This window comes from uncultured Gordonia sp. (assembly GCF_937858515.1).
Taxonomy (GTDB): Bacteria; Actinomycetota; Actinomycetes; order Mycobacteriales; family Mycobacteriaceae; genus Gordonia.
In genome coordinates this window covers 29,924-48,062 of record NZ_CALLZT010000103.1, presented here as the reverse complement: position 1 = coordinate 48,062, position 18,139 = coordinate 29,924, and the positions used below count along the sequence as shown (strand labels likewise).

Genomic DNA, 18,139 nt, shown 5'->3' with positions numbered 1-18,139 from the left:
GCCGGCGGGATCAGCCGATTTCGAGGGCGATCTCGATCATGGTGGTGAACGCCGTCTCCCGTTCGGCCGGCGTGGTCCGCCTTCCGCTGGGAATGTGGTCGCTGACGGTGAAGATGCCCAGTGCGTCGACACCGGCGGCAGCCGCATTCGCGAACAACCCGGCCGACTCCATCTCCACCGCAAGCACACCCATCCGCGCCCACTTGCCCAGCGTCTGGTCGTCGGCGTTGTAGAAGATGTCCGAGGACAGGACGTTCCCGACGTGGCTTGTCGCGCCGCGTTCGTCGGCAAGGCGTTTGGCCTGTTCGAGCAGCCGGTACGACGACAGCGGCGCCCAGGTGCCGGGAATCGAGAACTGGCTCAGGTAATTCGAATCGGTCGAGGCGCCCTGCGCGATCACCACGTCGTACAGGTCCACGTGTTCCTGCATCGATCCGCAGCTGCCGACGCGGATCAGGTTCCGGACGCCGAAGGTGTGGATGAGTTCGTGGCTGTACAGCGAGATCGACGGGATGCCCATGCCGGTGCCCATCACCGAGATCTCCCGGCCCCGGTAGGTTCCGGTGTAGCCGAGCATGTTGCGTACCCGGTTGAAGCACTGCGCGCCGTCGAGGTAGGTCTCGGCGATGAACTTGGCACGCAACGGATCACCCGGCAGCAGGATGGTCTCGGCGATCGGCACGCCCTGTGGGTCGATGTGCGGGGTGGACAGATGGGTCATCGTTCTCCTTACGCGGGTGGCTACTTCGATGGTGCCGGATCGGTCAGGCCCAGGTGCTCGGTGATCTCGGCGGCGATCCTCGCCAGCCGGTCCCGTGCGCGCTCGTGCGGAATGTCGGGACCGGTACACGGTTCGATCACCTCCAGGTAGCACTTGAGTTTGGGTTCGGTTCCCGACGGCCGCACGATCACCCGGTCGCCCTGGGCGGTGCCGATCAGCAGGCCCTCGGTCGGCGGCAGATCCGGGTTCGGTTCGGCCAGATCACGCCACTCGGTCACCGGAGCTCCGGCCAGCGTCGTGGGACGATCGGAGTCCAGCCGGGCCATCGCCGCACCGATCCGCGCAGGGTCGGCGACCCGGAAACTCAGCGGCGCGGTGGCGTGCAGCCCGTGCCTGCGCGCCAGGTCGTCGAGCAGATCCTCGATGGTCCTACCTTCCTCGCGCAGCGATTCGATGAGGGTGATCACCCGCATCATCGCGCCGATACCGTCCTTGTCCCGGACGGCCTGCGGATCGGTGCAGTAGCCGATGGCCTCCTCGTACCCGAACCGCAGGCCGGGGGTGCGGGCGATCCATTTGAACCCGGTCAGGGTGCTCCGGTGAGTCAGTCCGTGATGTTCGGCGATCCGGGCGAGCAGCCTGCTCGAGACGATGGAGCACGCGAGGGTGTCGCCGGAGCGGGCACCGTCGGCCGCGGCCTGCTCCCCCAGCACGGCGCCCAGTTCGTCTCCCGACAGCTGACGCCAACTACCGGTGCGCGACGGAATCGCCACCGCGCACCGGTCGGCGTCGGGGTCGAGGGCGATCACCACGTCGGCGTCCGACGACTTCGCCAGCACCAGTGAAAGATCCAGCGCGCCAGGTTCTTCCGGATTCGGAAACGGAACCGTCGAAAAGTCCGGGTCCGGGGCGAACTGTTCGGCAACCACGTGCACGTCGTCGACGCCGGCCCGGCTCAGCACCCGTGTGGCGGTCTCGCCGCCGACGCCGTGCATCGCGGTCAACACAACCCGGACCTGGGACGGATCGGTCCGCGTGCGGTAGGCGGCGACTCGGGTGATGTAGTCCTCGGCCACACCTGCCACGGCGTCGGCGGGATCCACCGATGCCAGCGGAATCTGGTCGGCGGGCGCGCAGGCGTCGATGCGGGCGGCGATCTGGCTGTCGGCGGGGGCCACGATCTGCACTCCCCGGGCGTGATCCTCGGCGACCGCCCGGCCACCGAGATACACCTTGTAGCCGTTGTCGGCCGGCGGATTGTGCGAGGCGGTGATCATGATGCCGGCGTCGGCACCGAGGGTGCGTACCGCGAAAGCCGTCACAGGGGTGGGCAGTCGCCGCGGCAGCGCCAGCACCCGGAGTCCGGCCCCGGCGAGCACACCGCACGTGGCGTCGGTGAACGCCGCCGAACCGTGCCGGGCATCGCAGCCGACCACGACGCGCGCATCGGGGCCGACCACATCGTGAAGGTAGGCGGCCAGACCCGCGGTGGCCGCCGTGACCACGGCGACGTTCATCCTCGACCGCCCGGCACCGACCGCGCCCCGCAGACCGGCGGTGCCGAACCGCAGCGGCCCGGACATCCGACTGGACAATTCGGCCAGCGCCGACACGTCGGTGCCGGCCCGAGTGCAGAGGCCGGAGAGTTCGTCACGGGTGATCGGGTCCGGGTCGTGACGTATCCACTCGCGCGCCGCATCCACCAACCCACCGGTTTCGCTCACGGACGTGAACCTACCCGTACCCGGCCGTGAGGGCACGCCCATGCTCGGTACCCTTAGTGCAGCCTAAGTAGTGCGCGCCATTGCCCGAAGGAGCGAAGACAACGATGACAGACAGCACACCGACCGAATCCACCCCGGTACTGACCCGCGACCAGATCGTCGGCGACCTCGCCGAGGTTCTCGACATCGCCCCCGGTGAGATCGCCGACGACACGAATGTCCTGGACATCGGCCTTGATTCGGTGCGGCTCATGTCGCTGATCGAACGCTGGCGGGCCCAGGGCGCGCACCGCGCCGACGTGGTCATCCTTGCCGGTGACCCCACCGTCGGCGCGTGGGTGCGCGAGCTCAACACCCCGTCGTAGGCGTCCCCGCCGGACCGTTAGAGTGGTCTGGACCATAGGGTGAGGAGCGCAATGAAGTTCGGTTTGCAGATCGGCTACTGGGGAGCAGAACTGCCCGTCGGGCAGCGGGAGTTGGTCGCCGCCGCCGAGGAATGCGGTTTCGATTCCGTGTTCACTGCGGAGGCATGGGGTTCGGACGCGTACACGCCGCTCGCGTGGCTGGGGTCCGATACCGAACGCATCCGCCTGGGCACCTCGGTGCTGCAGTTGTCGGCGCGTACACCCACAGCCTGCGCGATGGCCGCGCTGACGCTCGATCACCTCAGCGGCGGCAGGCATATCGTCGGGCTCGGTGTGTCCGGGCCGCAGGTGGTCGAAGGCTGGTACGGGCAGCCCTTCGCCAAACCGCTGGCCCGCACCCGCGAATATATCGACATCATGCGTCAGGTCTGGGCGCGTGAGGCACCCGTCGCCTCATCCGGCCCGCACTACCCGCTGCCCTACACCGGACCCGGGTCCACCGGGCTGGGCAAGACGCTGAAGCCGATCGTGCATCCGCTGCGCCGCGACATCCCGATCTTCCTCGGCGCCGAAGGCCCCAAGAACATCGCGCTGACCGCCGAGATCGCCGACGGCTGGCTGCCGCTGTTCTTCACCCCGCGCATGGCCGACATGTACAACGCGTGGCTCGATGAGGGATTCGCCCGGCCCGGTGCACGCCGCAGCCGAGAGGATTTCGAGGTGTGCGCGACAGCGCAGATCTACCTGACCGACGACCCCGCGGCCGTCCTCAACGGCCTCAAGCCGGTGACCGCGCTGTACATGGGCGGAATGGGCTCGGAGGACACCAACTTCCATGCCGAGGTGTATCGGCGGATGGGCTACGGCGAACTCGTCGACGAGGTGACCGCCCTGTTCCGCAGCGGCCGCAAAGAGGAAGCGGCAGCGGCGATTCCGGATGAGGTGATCTCGGAGTCGACCTTGATCGGTGACGCGGACAGTGTGCGTGAACAGATCCGGGTGTGGGAGGCGGCCGGCGTGACCACACTCCTGGTCTCCGCCGGTTCGGTGCAGCAGATCCGGGATATCGCCACACTCGCCTGAAATCCGCCCTGGCGTTTTGAGTGTACGCATGTACACTCATTGCATGGTTGACTGTTCACCGGCCGCGACGGACGCGCAACGCCGTGAAGAAGCACGGGCCCTGGCCCACCTGAGTCTCACCGAACTGGGCAAGGCCGCCCGCGGAGTGTCGAAGGTGCATCGTTCGATTGCCGCGGGTGTCTTCGGCACGCTGGGCCGGACGCCGCTGCGGACATGGTCGGATCCCACGCGCGCGGTGCACGATGCGATCAGCGAGGGCGTCTACGCGGCCACCGCCGGCTCGCTCGAGACCGCCGGTGGCGTCGCGGGTTCGGTGGTCGGTGGCTGGGGCCGGCCGCCGTCGCATACGGTGCCCGGCGCACTCGGGATCGCTGTGCTCAACGGGTTGATCGGCGACGAGCTCACCGCATCCGGATCGCCGCTCGCCTCGTCGATGCAGATCTGGCATGGGGGCCGGCCGGTCGAACCGACAGTCGAAGCGTTGCGGTCGGCGTTCGGTGCGCCCTCCGACGTCGCCGCGGTTCCCGGTCATCTCGTGGTGTTCATGCACGGTCTCATGGAAACCGAGATCGCCTGGAACGCAGGAGAAAAGCCCGGCTATGGGCTGCGGCTGCACGAGGAGATCGGGGCCTGTCCCGTTTACGTGCGGTACAACTCCGGCAGGCATATCAGCGACAACGGGCGCGAACTCGACAACCTGCTTTCCGCGCTGGTGGTGTGCTGGCCGGTGCCGGTCCACACACTGACACTGGTCGGTCATTCGATGGGCGGGCTGGTGGTGCGCAGTGCCTGCCACCACGCATCCGACGGCCATTCGCTGTGGCTACGCGTGCTGCGCCACACCGTGTGCCTGGGTTCTCCGCATCTGGGTGCGCCCCTCGCGCGGGGCGTCAACGCGGCAGCCGTGGCGCTGCACACGACGCCGGTGACCCGGCCGTTCGCCAACCTGCTGCGCAGGCGCAGTGCGGGTGTGCGGGATCTGCACCACGGCACCGTGCTCGCCCGCGACTGGGAACAGAATCCGGACCCGGACAGGTGGTCTCAGCCGATGGCGACCGATGTCTGGCTCTCGCCGCACGCCCGGCACCTGTACGTGATCGCGACGGTCACCCGAAGCACCCGGCACGTCGTCGGCAAGGTCGTGGGCGACGGGCTGGTCCTCGCCGACAGCGGTCGTGGCCGCAACAAGCGGCGCCACGTCGGCTATCTCGCCGACGACGGCCTGCATATCGGACGATCGAACCATTTCACACTGCTCAACGACGACACGATCTACGAATGGATGCGGGACCGGATCAGGCCGCAACGCGCGATCACCGCCTGACCGAACGCCTGTGCCGGTCAGTGCCGCCGGCCCCGCCGTCTACGCTCACGCGGGTGGTCACCCGTGTGGTCACCATCGCCGCGGTAGTCCGGGCTGCTCGTCAAATGCCAACTGCCACATTCGCAGTGGTAGCTACGAAGCCACGGCACGCCGTACCTGGTGCTGCGTGATCGTTCGATCGCCTCGGTGGCCTCCACCGGGGTGCGGTAGCAGTCCTTGTACTGCGTCGGGCACTGTACCGTCTGCGGTTTGCCCCGGCGCAGCGGGCGTGGCCTGCTCCACGCCGTGCGCTGCTCGACGGCGCGATAGAACTCCTCGAGTTCGTCGTCCGAGAACGCCACGGCGGACCTTTCGCTGGATGGCCGACCGATCCTACGTGCCTGCCGGTGAGGTCAGCGCGCCATCCACAGGCGCCTGCGCACAACCTTACGCATCCGATCGAGCTCAGCCGTGGTCAGCTTCTCCGGAGGAGCCACCTCGATGAGCCGATCGACTTCGCCGAAGAAGTCGCGGTCGGACAGGCCGAACTGCTCGCGGATCGCCACCGATGATCCGCCGCCGAGCGGGTACCAGTCGGTCTCGAAGGCCAGCATCTTCTGATGCGTAGGGTTGTCCATGCGTTCACGTCCTTGTGAGCGGGAGGGGGCGGCAACGATCGCCCCCCTGGCGATCAGCCTTTGCCGACACAGTACACAAGAATCCGGCCCGCTCAAGTGATTCCCTCACCGAAGGCCGACACCCTGGGATCCCCGTCGGTGGCAGTCAGGATCCGTAGCGGGGCACTGCCGCGAAGACCTCCACGCTGCGCGGTACGCCTTTCGCCTTGAATCTGCGGCGGCGCAAGGCATATCGCGTCGACGGGTCGACGTCGTCACCGACCGCGGCCGTCAGGGTGTCGCGGGTGACCAGCAGTTCGCCGGCTCCGGCGGCATCGGCCACCCGGGCGGCGATATTGACATCCACCCCGAGGTAGTCGTCGTCCACGACCCGAGGTTCACCGGTGTGCAGCCCGGCTCGCAATTGCGGCCGGTAGCCCTCCACCTGCAACGCGCTCACCGCGCCGACCACCTCGTACCCCGCTTCGATGGCGGCGGCCGCGTCGGTGAACACGGCCATCGTGCCGTCGCCGAGATGCTTGACGATCCTGCCGCTGTGGTCACGGATCACCTTCTCCGTCGCGGAGTTGACCTCGGCGAGCAGAGTCAGGACCAGGTCGTCGCCGGCACGTAACGCCCACGTCGAGAAACCGACGAGGTCTGTGAACAGAATCGTTGCCTGTCTCGGTTCGGTCGCCCGGGGCGGGCGTCTGGTGACCAGCCCCTGCCAGGCCGACACCGCCGCCAGGCCGAGCTCCCGCACGGCACTGGGCTGATCGGGGCGGGACTTGTCGATCAGGCGCCCCACCCGCCCGGAGAAACGATCTGAGTCGGTGTCCACAGCCGACGGCAGGAGGCTGCGGGCGGCACGGGCTGCACGCACGGCGGCGTCGGACGAGTCTGTTCGGGACAGGAGTTCGGCGGCCCGGCGCCCCGCAGCGGCCGGCCCCCTGCGCTCGGTTCCCTCGTTTTTCCGTTCGCCGGACTCGGTGTTGCCGCCACGCTCACGTGGGTCGCCGCCGTCCCCGGACGGCGGTATGTCATCAGTCCCGCTCACGCGAGACAGTGTAGTGGTCGGGTGCTGTCAACCGTCGGCACTTATCGCAGCCGCTCGGCATCACGTGCCACGTCGAGGAGCGCCCCCGCCATGTCCCGGAGCTGAGCCCGGCTGACGTCCTCGGCGATTGCTGTGGCCAGATCCTCTGCAGCACAACGTAATTCGAACATCCGGTCGCCGAATGCCTCGACCTCGGCCGCGCTCAGGATCATCGCGTCCGCGGGTATCGACGTCCCCTCGGCCAAGGTGCGTTGCTCGTAGGCCCGTTGCCTGCACGATCTCTTGCAGTACTTGCGTCGACGCCCGAGTTCGGAATCGACCATCGACCGGCCGCACCATGCACACGAATACGGTCGGCGTCGCTGGGATTCCTGCACGTCCATGACCGTACTCACCCGCCCCCGGACCCCCTACCGTGACACGCACCACCGTGACACGCACCACTACGACAGTCACCCGATCGGGCCACACGTGACAAAGAGTGTGTTCACTATACTTGTCGGCGATCCTGCCGCTTGGCACCTCAAGGCCCGAACCACTCCCGAAGGAGCACCAATGAGTCAGACCGAGATTTCTCCGGATTCCTCCGCGGAGGGGGGTGCCACCGTCAACAGCAGGGTTCGGGTCACCCTCGAAACCGGCGAGGTCGTCACCGGGGTGATCGTCGAGGATTTCGGCGAGCTCATCCCCACGGGCGGGTCGGTCGAAGCGACCATCGATGACGAGCGTGGCGCCGCGCGGCTGCGTCGGTTCCTGATCAACACCGACCGCGGTGTGGTGTTCGGCGACCCCGATACCGTCGAGGTCATCGGCTGACGCTCTTCGGGAACCTTCCCGCCACAGTCGACGTTGATAGCCCGGACAACGTCGACCTTCGTGCGCGTACCCCTCGTGCGCGTAGTATTGGCGGGTAGTTGTCCGAGTCCGGTGCGCCGACCACGTCCATGTGGCCGGATTGCTCCGGCGGTTGACCAAGCGTTTTGAGAGGAACAAGAACCTATGGCTGATCGAGTACTTCGCGGTAGCCGCCTCGGTGCGGTGAGCTACGAGACCGATCGCGACCACGACCTCGCGCCACGGCGGATCGTCCAGTATCGCACCGACAACGGTGAGATCTTCGACGTCCCGTTCGCCGACGACGCGGAGGTTCCGTCCAAGTGGCCGTGCAAGAACGGCATGGAAGGCACGATCCTCGAAGGTGCCGAGCCCGACGAGAAGAAGGTCAAGCCGCCGCGCACACACTGGGACATGCTTCTCGAACGCCGTTCCGAAGAGGACCTGCAGGTGCTGCTCAACGAGCGTCTTGAGCTGCTCAAGCAGCGTCGGCGCGGTGTCGTGGGCTGAGCGCGCCCGCGCACGTATTCATCACGACGAACTTCATCACGACGAAGAATGTCCGGTGGCCTGCAGAGGTCACCGGGCATTCTTCGTGGGAACGACGGTCGGCGTCAGCGTCGCCGCAACTGTGCCAGGCGGCTCGCCACACCCCAGCGGGCCACCATCATGAATGCCTCGGTCATCACGCCGCCGTCCATCTTCGACTCGCCCACCTCACGTTCGGTGAAGGTGATGGGTACCTCGCGGACGTCGAAACCGGCCTGCACCGTTCGCCAGGCGAGGTCGATCTGGAAGCAGTATCCGGCGGAGTCGACGGTGGCGAGGCTGATCTTGTCCAGAACCTCCCGACGATAGGCACGGAAACCCGCGGTGATGTCGTGGATGTGTGCGCCGAGTGCCAGCCGGGCGTAGGTGTTGGCGCCCCGGGACAGCCATTCGCGGCGCTTGGGCCAGTTCACCAGGCGTCCGCCTGGAACATATCGCGACCCGATGACCAGATCGGCACCGTCGTTGACGGCCGCGAGCAGGGAGCCGAGCTGCTCGGGGGCGTGTGAGCCGTCTGCGTCCATCTCGATGATCACTGTGTAGGTGCGCGCCAGCCCCCACGCGAACCCGGCGAGATAGGCCTTGCCCAGTCCGTCCTTGACCGTGCGGTGCAGCACATGCACGCGGCCGTCGGTGTCGCCGGCGGACAGTTGGTCGGCGAGTTCACCGGTTCCATCCGGGCTGGAGTCGTCGACGACCAGCACATGGATGCCGGGCAATGCCCCGTGCAGACGAGCGAGGATGCCGGGCAGGTTGTCGCGTTCGTTGTAGGTCGGGATGACCACCAGTGCGCGTGTGCCGTCAGCCGCAACGACCCCGGCCTGCCGGTCTGCTCCGGGACTGCTGCCGGTGGTGGCGCTATCTGGCGATTCCATCGATCTCCTCGGATGTGGTGTCCGCACTGTCCTCGCGGTCACTGGTGGTGCCCATCCGCCGGATAGGAAACCTTTGGGAGAATCTAGTACGCCGCGTGATTGCAAACAAAAATGCTGCGATCGCGATCACTACCGCGGCGGTCTGCGGCAGACCGCCGAGCCGGGTCGCGATGGTCGTGTCCGAGCGCAACGCCAGGTGCGAGGTGAGAGTTGCCGGGGTGAAGAACCCGGACTTCGATTCGATCATGCCGTCTGCGCCGACGATCGCGCTGACCCCGCTCGTTGCCGCCACCACCACCGACCGGCCATGTTCGACCGCCCGCACCTGGGACATCGCCAGTTGCTGATAGGTCATGTTGGTGCGGCCGAAGGTGGCGTTGTTGGTGGGCACGAACAAGAACTCGGCACCGTCGCGGACCGCCTTGCGTGCCGAGCGGTCGAACGCGACCTCCCAGCAGGTGGAGATTCCGACGCGGACGGTTCGGCCACGGGCGTCGACATCGACGGCCCCGGGACCGGTTCCGGGACGGAAGTCTCCGGCCATGTCCGCGTACGAGGAGAAGAGCCGGAAGAAGCTGCGCCACGGGAGGTATTCGCCAAACGGCTGGACGATGTGCTTGTCGTAGCGGGCGGTGGGGCCGCGGTGCGGATCCCAGACGAGCACAGAGTTGGTGGGGTGTCCGCCGTGGTCGTACAGGAGGGTGCCCAGCAGGATAGGCGCGTCGATGAGGACCGAGGTGTCTTCGATCGCCTGTGCTGCGTCGGTATTGATCTGTGGTGAGATGTCCGAGGCGTTCTCGGGCCACAGCACCAGGTCGGGGGCCATCGCCCGCCCGGCCTGGACGTCGTCGGCCAGGCGTTTCGTTTCGGCGATGTGGTTGTCGAGCACGGCCCGGCGCTGGGCGTTGAAGTCGAGGCCGAGCCTGGGTACGTTTCCCTGGATCGCCGCGACATTGACGGTCGACGTCGAGACCGTGCGGTCGATGGTGTCGGGGGTGACCAGGATCGCGCTCACCGGTCCCACCAAGGTCAGAACCGCCGCGATCGCAGCCCACGTGACCGTGTCCGGGCGGCCGGCTTCCGGTTCCGGAACGATCTGGTCGCGAGTCTGTGCCCGGGTACGCAGGGAAGCCGCGATGATCACGACGAACCACGCCCCCGCGGCCCCGAACAGAGCCACCGCCCCGGACAGGCCCGGTGCGCCGAGGATCGAGGCCAGCGGCAGCAGCGGTCCGTCGACCTGGCTGAACGCGGTCCGGCCCCATGGGAACCCGCCGAAGGGGAACGACGATCGCACCGCTTCGACGAGGATCCACGCCAGGGTGAACCAGACCGGTGGCACCGGCAGTCGCATCGTGATCGTCGCGATCACTCCGAACAGTGCCAGGTAGCCGGCCATGACTGTGGCCAGCGCCAGCCACGGCAGTGGCCCCACGTACTCGCCGATCCACGGCAGCAGCGGAACGAAGAAGCCCAGGCCGAACGTGAAACCGATCCAGGCGCCGGTACGGGCACGGGGTCTGCCCACCGACAGCAGCGCGAACAGCGCACCGAGTGCGAGCACCGACAGGTACCACGACGACCGGGGTGGGAACGCCAGGTACATGCCGGCGCCGGCGACCACCGCGAGTGCGGTGCGGATCAGCCACAGTCTGCGATCAGCCGGCGACCACTGCCGCAGGCGTGTCAGCGGTCCGGGTCGCCCGGTGCCGTCGGGCCCGCTCACCCGGCCGTCTCCGCCGAGTACACGCAGACGCCGTCGCGGAAGGTCTGTACGCACCGCGGCAGGTCGGCGGCCGGGGAGACGTCCGGGAGTGCGGGCACGCGGGCACGCGGGTCGGTCGACCAGCGCTGGACCCCCGCGTGGGAGCCGACGACCACCAGTTCGTCGGCCTCCCAGACGGCGAAGTGTGCGGGTGCGCCGGGGACGAGGGTGCCGGTGAGTCCGTCGTTGATCCCGCCGGCGCGCCAGCCGCCGCGGGTGGTCGCGGCGAACGCGGCGCGCGCTGAGATCGCGTTGCGGGGCTGATGGTGATGGACCGCGGCCCTGATCGTGGCCCATGGATCGATGCCGGTGACCGGGGCGTCCGAGGAGAACGACAATGCGACACCGGCCTTGGCCAGTGCGCCGAAGTCGTTGAGTCCGGCCGCCCGATCAGCCCCGAGACGCTGTTCGTACAGTTCGCCGGACCCTCCCCAGGCGGCGTCGAACTGCGGCTGCATGCTGGCGATCACGCCGCAGCGCGCGAGGATGTCGGTGTCGCGGGCCGAGATCATCTCGGCGTGTTCGAGCCGGTGGGCGCACCGGGCCAGTGCCGGGGTGCCCAGTTCGTCGGCGACCTCGCCGAACGCGGCGGCCACCGAAGCGGCGGCGGCGTCGCCGATGACGTGGAAACCGGCCTGGATCCCGGCGGTCGTGCAGGCGACGATGTGTCGGCGGATGATGTCGTGGTCGAGGTAGGTGATCCCGGTCCGCTCCGGCGCGTCGGCGTAGGGCTGCGACAGCCAGGCGGTGTGCGACCCCAGCGACCCGTCGACGAACAGGTCACCACCGAGGGCGTCGGCACGCAGCTCCCGCATCAGTGTGTGTGCCTCGTCGGGGTCGGCGGCGGCCTGCCCCCAGTAGCGCCGGACCGATATCGGATGGTCGAGGTCGGCGATCGCCAGGAAGTCGGCTCTGCCGCTGATGTCGGGGCCGCCGTTCTCGTGTACGGCCACCACCCCGACGGACGCCGCGTGATCGAGGGCCCGGATTTGGGCTCGTCGCCGCTGGTCATCGTTCAGCAGCGCCCGCGCCGCGCCGCGCAGCAGGTGGTGCGCGTCGGCGACCAGGGGTTCGGCGGGATGAAAACCGGTCGCATCGGCCAGCCCGGGCAAGCGCCTACGCAAGGCGGTGGACGCGACGGCCGAATGCTCGTCGATACGGGACAGGTAGACGGGACGCTCGCCCACGATCGCGTCGATCTCGGCGGTGGTGGGGAATCGTCCCTCGCCGGCGACTGCGGTGTCCCAGGCCGAGTCGTCCCAGCCGGTCCCCCAGAGCAGCGCGCCGGGCGCCGCCACGGCGTGGGCCGCAGCGAGCAGTGCCAGGCAGTCGCTGCGGCTCGTCGCCGACGACAGGGTCAGCCCGCCGAGCGCGAGGCCGGTGGAGGTGAGGTGGACGTGCGAATCGACGAACGCCGGGGCCACGAATCTACCGTCGAGGTCGACGATGCGCGCGCCCGGATGTAGGGCATGCCCGACGTCGTCGCTGCCCACCCACACGACGATGCCGTCGGTGACGGCCAGTGCCGTCGCGTCGGGTGCGGCAGGTGAGTACACCGCACCGCCCACATACAGATCAGTAGCCACGATCGTCCAGTGTGCCTGACGTCTACCGGCCCGGGCTATTTCGCCTGTGGCAGACTCCGCATGCTGCTTTGATAGTGGTCCGGGGTGGCGACCGGGTCGGTGTAGACGACGTCGCCGTCGAGGATGTCTCCGTCGATGACGTCGCCGGGGCGTACGCGGTCGTCGGTGAACAGGCTCACCGAGTACAGGCCGATGCGGTCCATCGACGCGTTGAAGCGGCGGGTGCCGTAGGCGGTGACCGTCGGCCGGGCCAGCTTGCGCACCGGTGGGGCCAGCAGGCCCATCCCGGCCACCGTCGAGACGACTCCGGGAAGCAGGAGCAGGGTCGCGGCCAGTGCGGTCAGTCCGGTGTCGGCCATCGCGGGCACCGGGTCGATCTCGTTGCGTGATGCGCGCCGCAGGTCGGCGGCCAGTTTCCGGGTGTGGCGACGCAACACGATCAGGCCGACGGTGAACACCGCCAGTCCGGCGAGCACAGCCCAGCCGAATCCGAGCAGGTGGATGGCCAGGGCGAAGGCGCCGATCTCCACTGCCACGTAACCGAGAACTATCGCAAGGCGCATGAGAATGACACCTGACCTCTCCGTTGGGTGCTGTTCGGTCGTTCCGGATGCACCCGTCGAGATGTTCAACGTACGAGTGTCCGGATTTTCTCCCGGGACTGCTGTGAACCCGCTGTGCGCGGTTCGCGGAGTGTCAGCCGTCCGCGTCGCGACCTTCGATATCGCCTTCGGCCTCGACGTAGATGCGGCGCAGTTCGGCGAGCAACTCGGCGGGCGGTTCGTGCCACATTTGTCGCTGCGCCGCCTCCAGCAGACGTTCGGCGATTCCGTGCAGCGCCCACGGGTTGGATTGGCGCATGAACTCCTGATTGGTCTCATCGAGCACGTAAGACTCGGTGAGCTTTTCGTACATCCAGTCGGCGACCACATCGGTGGTGGCGTCGTAGCCGAACAGGTAGTCGACGGTGGCGGCCATCTCGAAGGCGCCCTTGTAGCCGTGGCGCTGCATCGCCGAGATCCAGCGCGGGTTGACCACGCGGGCGCGGAACACGCGGCTGGTCTCCTCCGACAGGGTGCGGGTGCGCACTGCATCGGGTCGGGTGGAGTCACCGATGTAGGCCTCGGGGTCCTTACCGGTGAGGGCGCGGACGGTGGCGACCATGCCACCGTGGTACTGGAAGTAGTCGTCGGAGTCGGCGATGTCGTGTTCGCGGGTGTCGGTGTTCTTGGCGGCCACCGCGATCCGTCGGTACGCGGCGCGCATGTCGTCGACCGCCGGCACACCGGCCAGGTCGCGGCCGTAGGCGTAGCCGCCCCACTCGGTGTAGACGCGGGCCAGGTCCTCGTCGCTGCGCCACTCGCGGGAGTCGATGAGCTGCAGCAGACCCGCACCGTACGTGCCGGGTTTGGACCCGAACACCCGCGTCGAGGCCCTGCGCCGGTCCCCGTGTTCGGCCAGTGACGCGCGCACATGGGCGGCGACGAAGTTCTGCTCGTCGGGTTCGTCGGCGTCGGCGGCGAGGGCGACGGCGTCATCGAGCATGGTGACCACGTGCGGGAAGGCGTCGCGGAAGAAGCCGGAGATACGGACGGTGACGTCGATGCGCGGCCGGCCCAGTTCTTCGAGGCCGATCAGTTCCAGGCTCGATACGCGCCTCGACATCTCATCCCACACGGGCATTACGCCGAGCAGGGCCAGGACTTCGGCGATGTCGTCGCCGGAGGTGCGCATGGCACTGGTCCCCCACACCGACAGACCGACCGAGCGGGGATATTCACCGTGATCGGCCAGGTAGCGTTCGAGCAGCGAGTCGGCCATCGCCCGGCCCGTCTCCCATGCCAGCCGTGACGGCACCGCCTTGGGGTCGACGGAGTAGAAGTTGCGGCCGGTCGGCAGGACGTTGATCAGGCCGCGCAGCGGCGAGCCGCTGGGCCCGGCCGGGATGAAACCGCCGTCGAGGGCGTGCAGCACCCGGTCGATCTCGACGGAGGTCTGCCGCAGCCTGGGCACCACCTCGGTGGCGGCGAAGGTGAGGATGTCGGCGACGGCCTGCGGGTGGCCCTGGGCTGCGGTGGCCACCGATTCGGCCGACCAGTCCCCTTTCGCGCAGGTGGTGACCAGGCCGCGGGCGATGGTCTCGAACTCATCGACCTCGGTGCGTGCGGCGGTGCCGTCCTCGGTAAGTCCGAGTGCTTCGCGCAGACCGGGCAGCGCCGACGTTCCGCCCCACAATTGGCGCGCCCGCAGCATCGCCAGGACCAGGTCGGTTTCGGTATCGGCGTCGGGGGCCTGTCCGAGGACGTGCAGGCCGTCGCGGATCTGCACGTCCTTGATCTCGCACAGCCAGCCGTCCACGTGCAGCAGCATGTCGTCGAATACGTCCTCGTCGGGGCGTTCTGCCAGGCCCAGGTCGTGGTCCATCTTGGCCGCGGTGAGCAGTGTCCAGATCTGCTGGCGGATCGCGGGCAGTTTCGACGGGTCGAGCGTCGAGACGTTGGAGTGCTCGTCCAGGAGCTGTTCGAGTCGGGCGATGTCGCCGTAGGATTCGGCGCGCGCCATCGGCGGGATGAGGTGGTCAACGAGCACGGCGTGGGCGCGACGTTTGGCCTGCGTGCCCTCACCCGGATCGTTGACCAGGAACGGGTAGATCAGCGGCAGGTCGCCGAGCGCGGCGTCGGTGCCGCAACCCGACGACATACCGAGGGTCTTGCCGGGCAGCCATTCGAGGTTGCCGTGTTTGCCCACGTGCACGACGGCGTCGGCCCCGAAACCATTGTCGCCGTAGCCGGTTCCGTTGAATCCGGCGACCCAGCGGTAGGCGGCCAGGTAGTGATGCGAGGGCGGCAGATCGGGGTCGTGGTAGATGGCGACCGGGTTCTCACCGAAGCCGCGCGGCGGCTGCACCAGGATCGCGATGTTCCCGAAAGTCATTGCCGCGATGACGATATCGCCGTCGGGGTTGGCGGACCGGTCGACGAACAACTCCCCCGGTGCCGGACCCCAATGCTTTTCGACCCCCTCGCGCAGGTCGTCGGGCAGCGTGGCGAACCACGTGCGGTAGTCGGCGGCCGAGACCCGAATGGGGTTGGCGGCCAATGTTTCCTCGGTCAGCCAATCGGAATCCTGTCCGCCCTTGGCGATGATCGCGTGGATGAGCGCATCCGAATCGTCTTCTGCCAGACCGGGAATCTCCCCGTCGTCGCCGATGTCGTAGCCGGCCTCGCCCAGCGCCGCTAGCAGCCGTAGCAGGCTGCGCGGGGTGTCCAGGCCCACGGCGTTGCCGATGCGGGCGTGTTTGGTGGGGTATGCCGACAGCATGATCGCGACCTTGCGGTCGGCGGGCGCGGTCTTGCGCAGCCGGGCGTGGGAGACGGCGATGCCGGCGACGCGGGCGCAGCGTTCGTGGTCGGGCTGGTACCAGGGCAGGCCGTTCTCGTCGAACTCCTTGAACGAGAACGGGACCGTGATGATCCGGCCGTCGAATTCGGGGACCGCGACCTGGGTGGCCACATCCAGCGGCGACAGACCGTCGTCGTTGGCGGCCCAGTCGTCCCGCGAACCCGTCAGGCACAGGCCCTGCAGGATCGGGATGTCGAGGGCGGCCAGGCGTTCGATGTTCCAGGCCTCGTCGTCCCCACCGGCCGATGCGGCGGCCGGGGTGGATCCGCCCGCCGCGAGGACGGTGACGACGAGCGCGTCGGTGGTGCCGAGCAGGTCGATGAGTTCGTCGGGTGCGGTGCGCAGCGACGCGCAGAAGATGGGCAGCGCGCGTGCCCCTTTGGCCTCGACGGCGGCGCACAGGGCGTCGACGTAGCGGGTGTTGCCGGCCAAGTGTTGGGCCCGGTAATACAGGACGCCGATGGTGGGCGCGCCGTCGGGAACCTCGGCGACGGTGCGTTCGAGCACGCCCCAGCCGGGTGTCTGCTGCGGTGGCTCGAACCCGTGTCCGGTGAGCAGCACCGTGTCGGACAGGAAGTGGTGCAGGTTCGTGAGGTTCTCGACGCCGCCGGCGGCGAGATAGTTGTGCGCTTCGGCCGCCACACCGGCCGGTACCGTCGACACCGCCATCAGGTCCGGGTCGGGCTGCTGCTCGCCCGAGAGCACCACCAGCGGCTTGCCGAGCGCCGTCGCCGCGGCCAGGCCGTCCTCCCAGGCGCGAACGCCACCGAGGATGCGGATCACCACCAGATCGGCACCGTCGGCAAGTTCGGCGACATCATCGACGAGAATCCGGGCGGGATTGGCCACCCGGAAGCCGGCCCCGGACGCCGAGGCGGTGATGAGGTCGGTGTCGGAGGTCGACAGCAGCAGAATCATGGCTCTCCTCACCGGGAAGCGCGCCCGGGATAGTCGGTCGTGGCAAGGCGAGCGGCAGGTCTGACTTCGGTGCCCCGAGCCGGGCACACCGTTACAGTGACGCGACCGTGCCGGATTCACACCGGCTTCCGCTACTCGCACGTCACAGCCTAGCCATCGGTGTGCGGTCGTAGCGGGCCTACCCTGGGTGGGTGACCGACTCCCATCGCGACCGCACCGACCGCTGCCCCGGCGTGTTCACCACCCATGCTGCGGCCGACGGTGCGCTGGCCCGGATCCGGCTGCCCGGCGGGTCGATCACCGCACCGCAACTGGAGGCACTCGCCGAGGGGACAGCCGAGTACGGCGACGGATTTCTGGAGATCACCGCCCGCGGCAACCTCCAGATCCGCGGCATCGGCGACACCGATGCTCTCGGCGCGCTGATCGTCGACGCGGGGCTCGCGCCGACGTCGACCCATGATCGGGCCCGCAACATCGAGGTCTCTTCGCTCACCGGACGTATCGGCGGTGCGGCCGACCTGCGGCCGGTGGTGGCCGAGCTCGACGACCTGCTGCGCGCCGACGAGGTGTTCGCCAGGTTGTCGGGGCGGTTCCTGTTCGGTCTCGACGACGGCCGGGGCGACGTCCTTGCCCGACACCCCGACGTCACGGCTGTTGCCCGCACCGGATCGGTCGCGGACGTGCTACTCGGCGAGCTCACGCTCGGTTCGGTACCCGTTGACGCGCTGGCCTCCGAGATGACCGCGGTCGCGCGTGACATGGTGCAGGTCGCACCCTCCGCGTGGCGGGTAGGCGACCTGACCGGTACCGAGCACGCGGCGATCGTGACGGCCGCGTCCGCCAGGCTTGACGCGGCCGTCGGCGAACCCGGAACGCCTCTCGCAGCGTCGCCGTCACCGATCGTCGGCTGGTTTGACCAGGACGACGGCGCGGTGCTGCTCGGCGGTGTGGTGGAACTGGCCCGGCTGCCGGCCCGCCTGGCGCAGTTCCTCGCGGCCGTCGGCAAGCCGATCATCTTTACCCCGGAACGCGAGATCCTCCTGTGCGACCTCGACGAGGCAGTCGCCGAGACCGTGGTTCGGGTGCTGGCGCCGATGGGCCTGATCTTCGATGCGGCGTCGCCGTGGACATCGGTAAGCTGCTGCGTGGGTGCCCCCGGCTGCGGGCGGGCGCATGCGGCGGTCCGTGAGGATCTGGTGCTACGGGTCAAGCAGGACCCGGTCGATGAGCGTGAACATTGGTCGGGCTGCGAACGCGGTTGCGGCGCACCCACCGACGCGCACCTGCGGGTGGAGGCCACGCCCGACGGGTATCGGCGCACCCACGCCCACGGGTGA

At 68.4% G+C, this 18,139-nt stretch carries 17 protein-coding genes and 1 riboswitch; of the genes, 6 read left to right on the top strand and 11 right to left on the bottom strand.

Annotation, left to right across the window (positions count from 1 at the left end):
• Positions 1 to 10: 10 nt before the first annotated feature.
• On the bottom strand, positions 11 to 721 hold the full coding sequence (gene deoD / locus Q0627_RS09475; RefSeq protein WP_291013326.1) for a purine-nucleoside phosphorylase: 711 nt from the start codon (positions 719 to 721) through the stop codon (positions 11 to 13).
• Between the two features lie 20 nt (positions 722 to 741).
• Positions 742 to 2,445: a phospho-sugar mutase gene (locus Q0627_RS09470; protein WP_291013328.1), complete on the bottom strand. Its 1,704-nt coding sequence runs from the start codon at positions 2,443 to 2,445 to the stop codon at positions 742 to 744.
• 104 nt (positions 2,446 to 2,549) lie between these two features.
• On the opposite strand from Q0627_RS09470, the gene Q0627_RS09465 reads away from it, so the two are divergent.
• Genes Q0627_RS09465 through Q0627_RS09455 form a run of 3 tightly spaced genes read left to right on the top strand, consistent with a single transcriptional unit; the run spans position 2,550 to position 5,217 of the window.
• Positions 2,550 to 2,810 (top strand): phosphopantetheine-binding protein, encoded by a 261-nt coding sequence (locus Q0627_RS09465; protein ID WP_291013331.1) that lies wholly within the window; start codon positions 2,550 to 2,552, stop codon positions 2,808 to 2,810.
• A gap of 51 nt (positions 2,811 to 2,861) precedes the next feature.
• Complete coding sequence (locus tag Q0627_RS09460; protein ID WP_291013333.1) at positions 2,862 to 3,893, top strand: LLM class F420-dependent oxidoreductase; 1,032 nt, start codon at positions 2,862 to 2,864, stop codon at positions 3,891 to 3,893.
• Positions 3,894 to 3,936: 43 nt separating this feature from the next.
• The gene (locus Q0627_RS09455; protein WP_291013337.1) at positions 3,937 to 5,217 is read left to right on the top strand and encodes an alpha/beta hydrolase; all 1,281 of its coding nucleotides are present in this window, start codon (positions 3,937 to 3,939) and stop codon (positions 5,215 to 5,217) included.
• Between the two features lie 17 nt (positions 5,218 to 5,234).
• On the opposite strand, the gene Q0627_RS09450 is transcribed toward Q0627_RS09455, so the two are convergent.
• From Q0627_RS09450 to Q0627_RS09435, 4 genes are all read right to left on the bottom strand, one after another.
• Positions 5,235 to 5,558 carry a hypothetical protein gene (locus Q0627_RS09450; protein ID WP_291013340.1) on the bottom strand — a complete coding sequence of 108 codons (324 nt, stop codon included), beginning with the start codon at positions 5,556 to 5,558 and terminating at the stop codon, positions 5,235 to 5,237.
• 51 nt (positions 5,559 to 5,609) lie between these two features.
• A complete protein-coding gene (locus Q0627_RS09445; protein ID WP_291013343.1) occupies positions 5,610 to 5,834 on the bottom strand; it encodes a DUF3263 domain-containing protein in 225 nt (74 codons plus the stop codon).
• Between the two features lie 145 nt (positions 5,835 to 5,979).
• On the bottom strand, positions 5,980 to 6,870 hold the full coding sequence (locus Q0627_RS09440; protein WP_291013346.1) for an adenylate/guanylate cyclase domain-containing protein: 891 nt from the start codon (positions 6,868 to 6,870) through the stop codon (positions 5,980 to 5,982).
• A gap of 41 nt (positions 6,871 to 6,911) precedes the next feature.
• Complete coding sequence (locus Q0627_RS09435; protein ID WP_291013408.1) at positions 6,912 to 7,253, bottom strand: hypothetical protein; 342 nt, start codon at positions 7,251 to 7,253, stop codon at positions 6,912 to 6,914.
• Between the two features lie 172 nt (positions 7,254 to 7,425).
• On the opposite strand from Q0627_RS09435, the gene Q0627_RS09430 reads away from it, so the two are divergent.
• Together Q0627_RS09430 and Q0627_RS09425 are read left to right on the top strand one after the other, a co-directional pair.
• Positions 7,426 to 7,686: a hypothetical protein gene (locus Q0627_RS09430; RefSeq protein WP_298809297.1), complete on the top strand. Its 261-nt coding sequence runs from the start codon at positions 7,426 to 7,428 to the stop codon at positions 7,684 to 7,686.
• 183 nt (positions 7,687 to 7,869) lie between these two features.
• A complete protein-coding gene (locus Q0627_RS09425; RefSeq protein ID WP_291013352.1) occupies positions 7,870 to 8,214 on the top strand; it encodes an RNA polymerase-binding protein RbpA in 345 nt (114 codons plus the stop codon).
• A 104-nt stretch (positions 8,215 to 8,318) separates the two neighbouring features.
• Here the strand turns inward: Q0627_RS09425 and Q0627_RS09420 are convergent, their stop codons facing one another.
• From Q0627_RS09420 to cobN, 5 genes are all read right to left on the bottom strand, one after another.
• On the bottom strand, positions 8,319 to 9,128 hold the full coding sequence (locus Q0627_RS09420; RefSeq protein ID WP_291013354.1) for a polyprenol monophosphomannose synthase: 810 nt from the start codon (positions 9,126 to 9,128) through the stop codon (positions 8,319 to 8,321).
• The gene (gene lnt, locus Q0627_RS09415; protein WP_298809313.1) at positions 9,112 to 10,734 is read right to left on the bottom strand and encodes an apolipoprotein N-acyltransferase; all 1,623 of its coding nucleotides are present in this window, start codon (positions 10,732 to 10,734) and stop codon (positions 9,112 to 9,114) included. The genes Q0627_RS09420 and lnt overlap by 17 nt, the downstream gene beginning before the upstream one ends.
• A gap of 116 nt (positions 10,735 to 10,850) precedes the next feature.
• Positions 10,851 to 12,479, bottom strand: coding sequence for an amidohydrolase (locus tag Q0627_RS09410; protein ID WP_291013357.1), 1,629 nt, complete (start codon positions 12,477 to 12,479; stop codon positions 10,851 to 10,853).
• A gap of 35 nt (positions 12,480 to 12,514) precedes the next feature.
• Positions 12,515 to 13,042: an FxsA family protein gene (locus tag Q0627_RS09405; RefSeq protein WP_298809291.1), complete on the bottom strand. Its 528-nt coding sequence runs from the start codon at positions 13,040 to 13,042 to the stop codon at positions 12,515 to 12,517.
• A 133-nt stretch (positions 13,043 to 13,175) separates the two neighbouring features.
• Positions 13,176 to 16,799, bottom strand: coding sequence for a cobaltochelatase subunit CobN (gene cobN, locus Q0627_RS09400; RefSeq protein WP_291013361.1), 3,624 nt, complete (start codon positions 16,797 to 16,799; stop codon positions 13,176 to 13,178).
• A gap of 35 nt (positions 16,800 to 16,834) precedes the next feature.
• A riboswitch (cobalamin riboswitch) is annotated at positions 16,835 to 16,972 on the bottom strand.
• A gap of 18 nt (positions 16,973 to 16,990) precedes the next feature.
• Here cobN and Q0627_RS09395 point away from each other — a divergent pair.
• Positions 16,991 to 18,139: a precorrin-3B synthase gene (locus Q0627_RS09395; RefSeq protein WP_291013363.1), complete on the top strand. Its 1,149-nt coding sequence runs from the start codon at positions 16,991 to 16,993 to the stop codon at positions 18,137 to 18,139.

What these genes read in the sequence shown, in the direction of transcription:
- Q0627_RS09420 (WP_291013354.1), bottom strand. Translation starts at nt 9,128, where the DNA reads ATGGAATCGCCAGATAGCGCCACCACCGGCAGCAGTCCCGGAGCAGAC.
- lnt (WP_298809313.1), bottom strand. Translation starts at nt 10,734, where the DNA reads ATGTACCTGGCGTTCCCACCCCGGTCGTCGTGGTACCTGTCGGTGCTC.
- Q0627_RS09405 (WP_298809291.1), bottom strand. Translation starts at nt 13,042, where the DNA reads ATGCGCCTTGCGATAGTTCTCGGTTACGTGGCAGTGGAGATCGGCGCC.
- Q0627_RS09465 (WP_291013331.1), top strand. Translation starts at nt 2,550, where the DNA reads ATGACAGACAGCACACCGACCGAATCCACCCCGGTACTGACCCGCGAC.
- Q0627_RS09430 (WP_298809297.1), top strand. Translation starts at nt 7,426, where the DNA reads ATGAGTCAGACCGAGATTTCTCCGGATTCCTCCGCGGAGGGGGGTGCC.
- Q0627_RS09460 (WP_291013333.1), top strand. Translation starts at nt 2,862, where the DNA reads ATGAAGTTCGGTTTGCAGATCGGCTACTGGGGAGCAGAACTGCCCGTC.
- Q0627_RS09425 (WP_291013352.1), top strand. Translation starts at nt 7,870, where the DNA reads ATGGCTGATCGAGTACTTCGCGGTAGCCGCCTCGGTGCGGTGAGCTAC.
- Q0627_RS09455 (WP_291013337.1), top strand. Translation starts at nt 3,937, where the DNA reads ATGGTTGACTGTTCACCGGCCGCGACGGACGCGCAACGCCGTGAAGAA.
- Q0627_RS09435 (WP_291013408.1), bottom strand. Translation starts at nt 7,253, where the DNA reads ATGGACGTGCAGGAATCCCAGCGACGCCGACCGTATTCGTGTGCATGG.
- deoD (WP_291013326.1), bottom strand. Translation starts at nt 721, where the DNA reads ATGACCCATCTGTCCACCCCGCACATCGACCCACAGGGCGTGCCGATC.
- Q0627_RS09445 (WP_291013343.1), bottom strand. Translation starts at nt 5,834, where the DNA reads ATGGACAACCCTACGCATCAGAAGATGCTGGCCTTCGAGACCGACTGG.
- cobN (WP_291013361.1), bottom strand. Translation starts at nt 16,799, where the DNA reads ATGATTCTGCTGCTGTCGACCTCCGACACCGACCTCATCACCGCCTCG.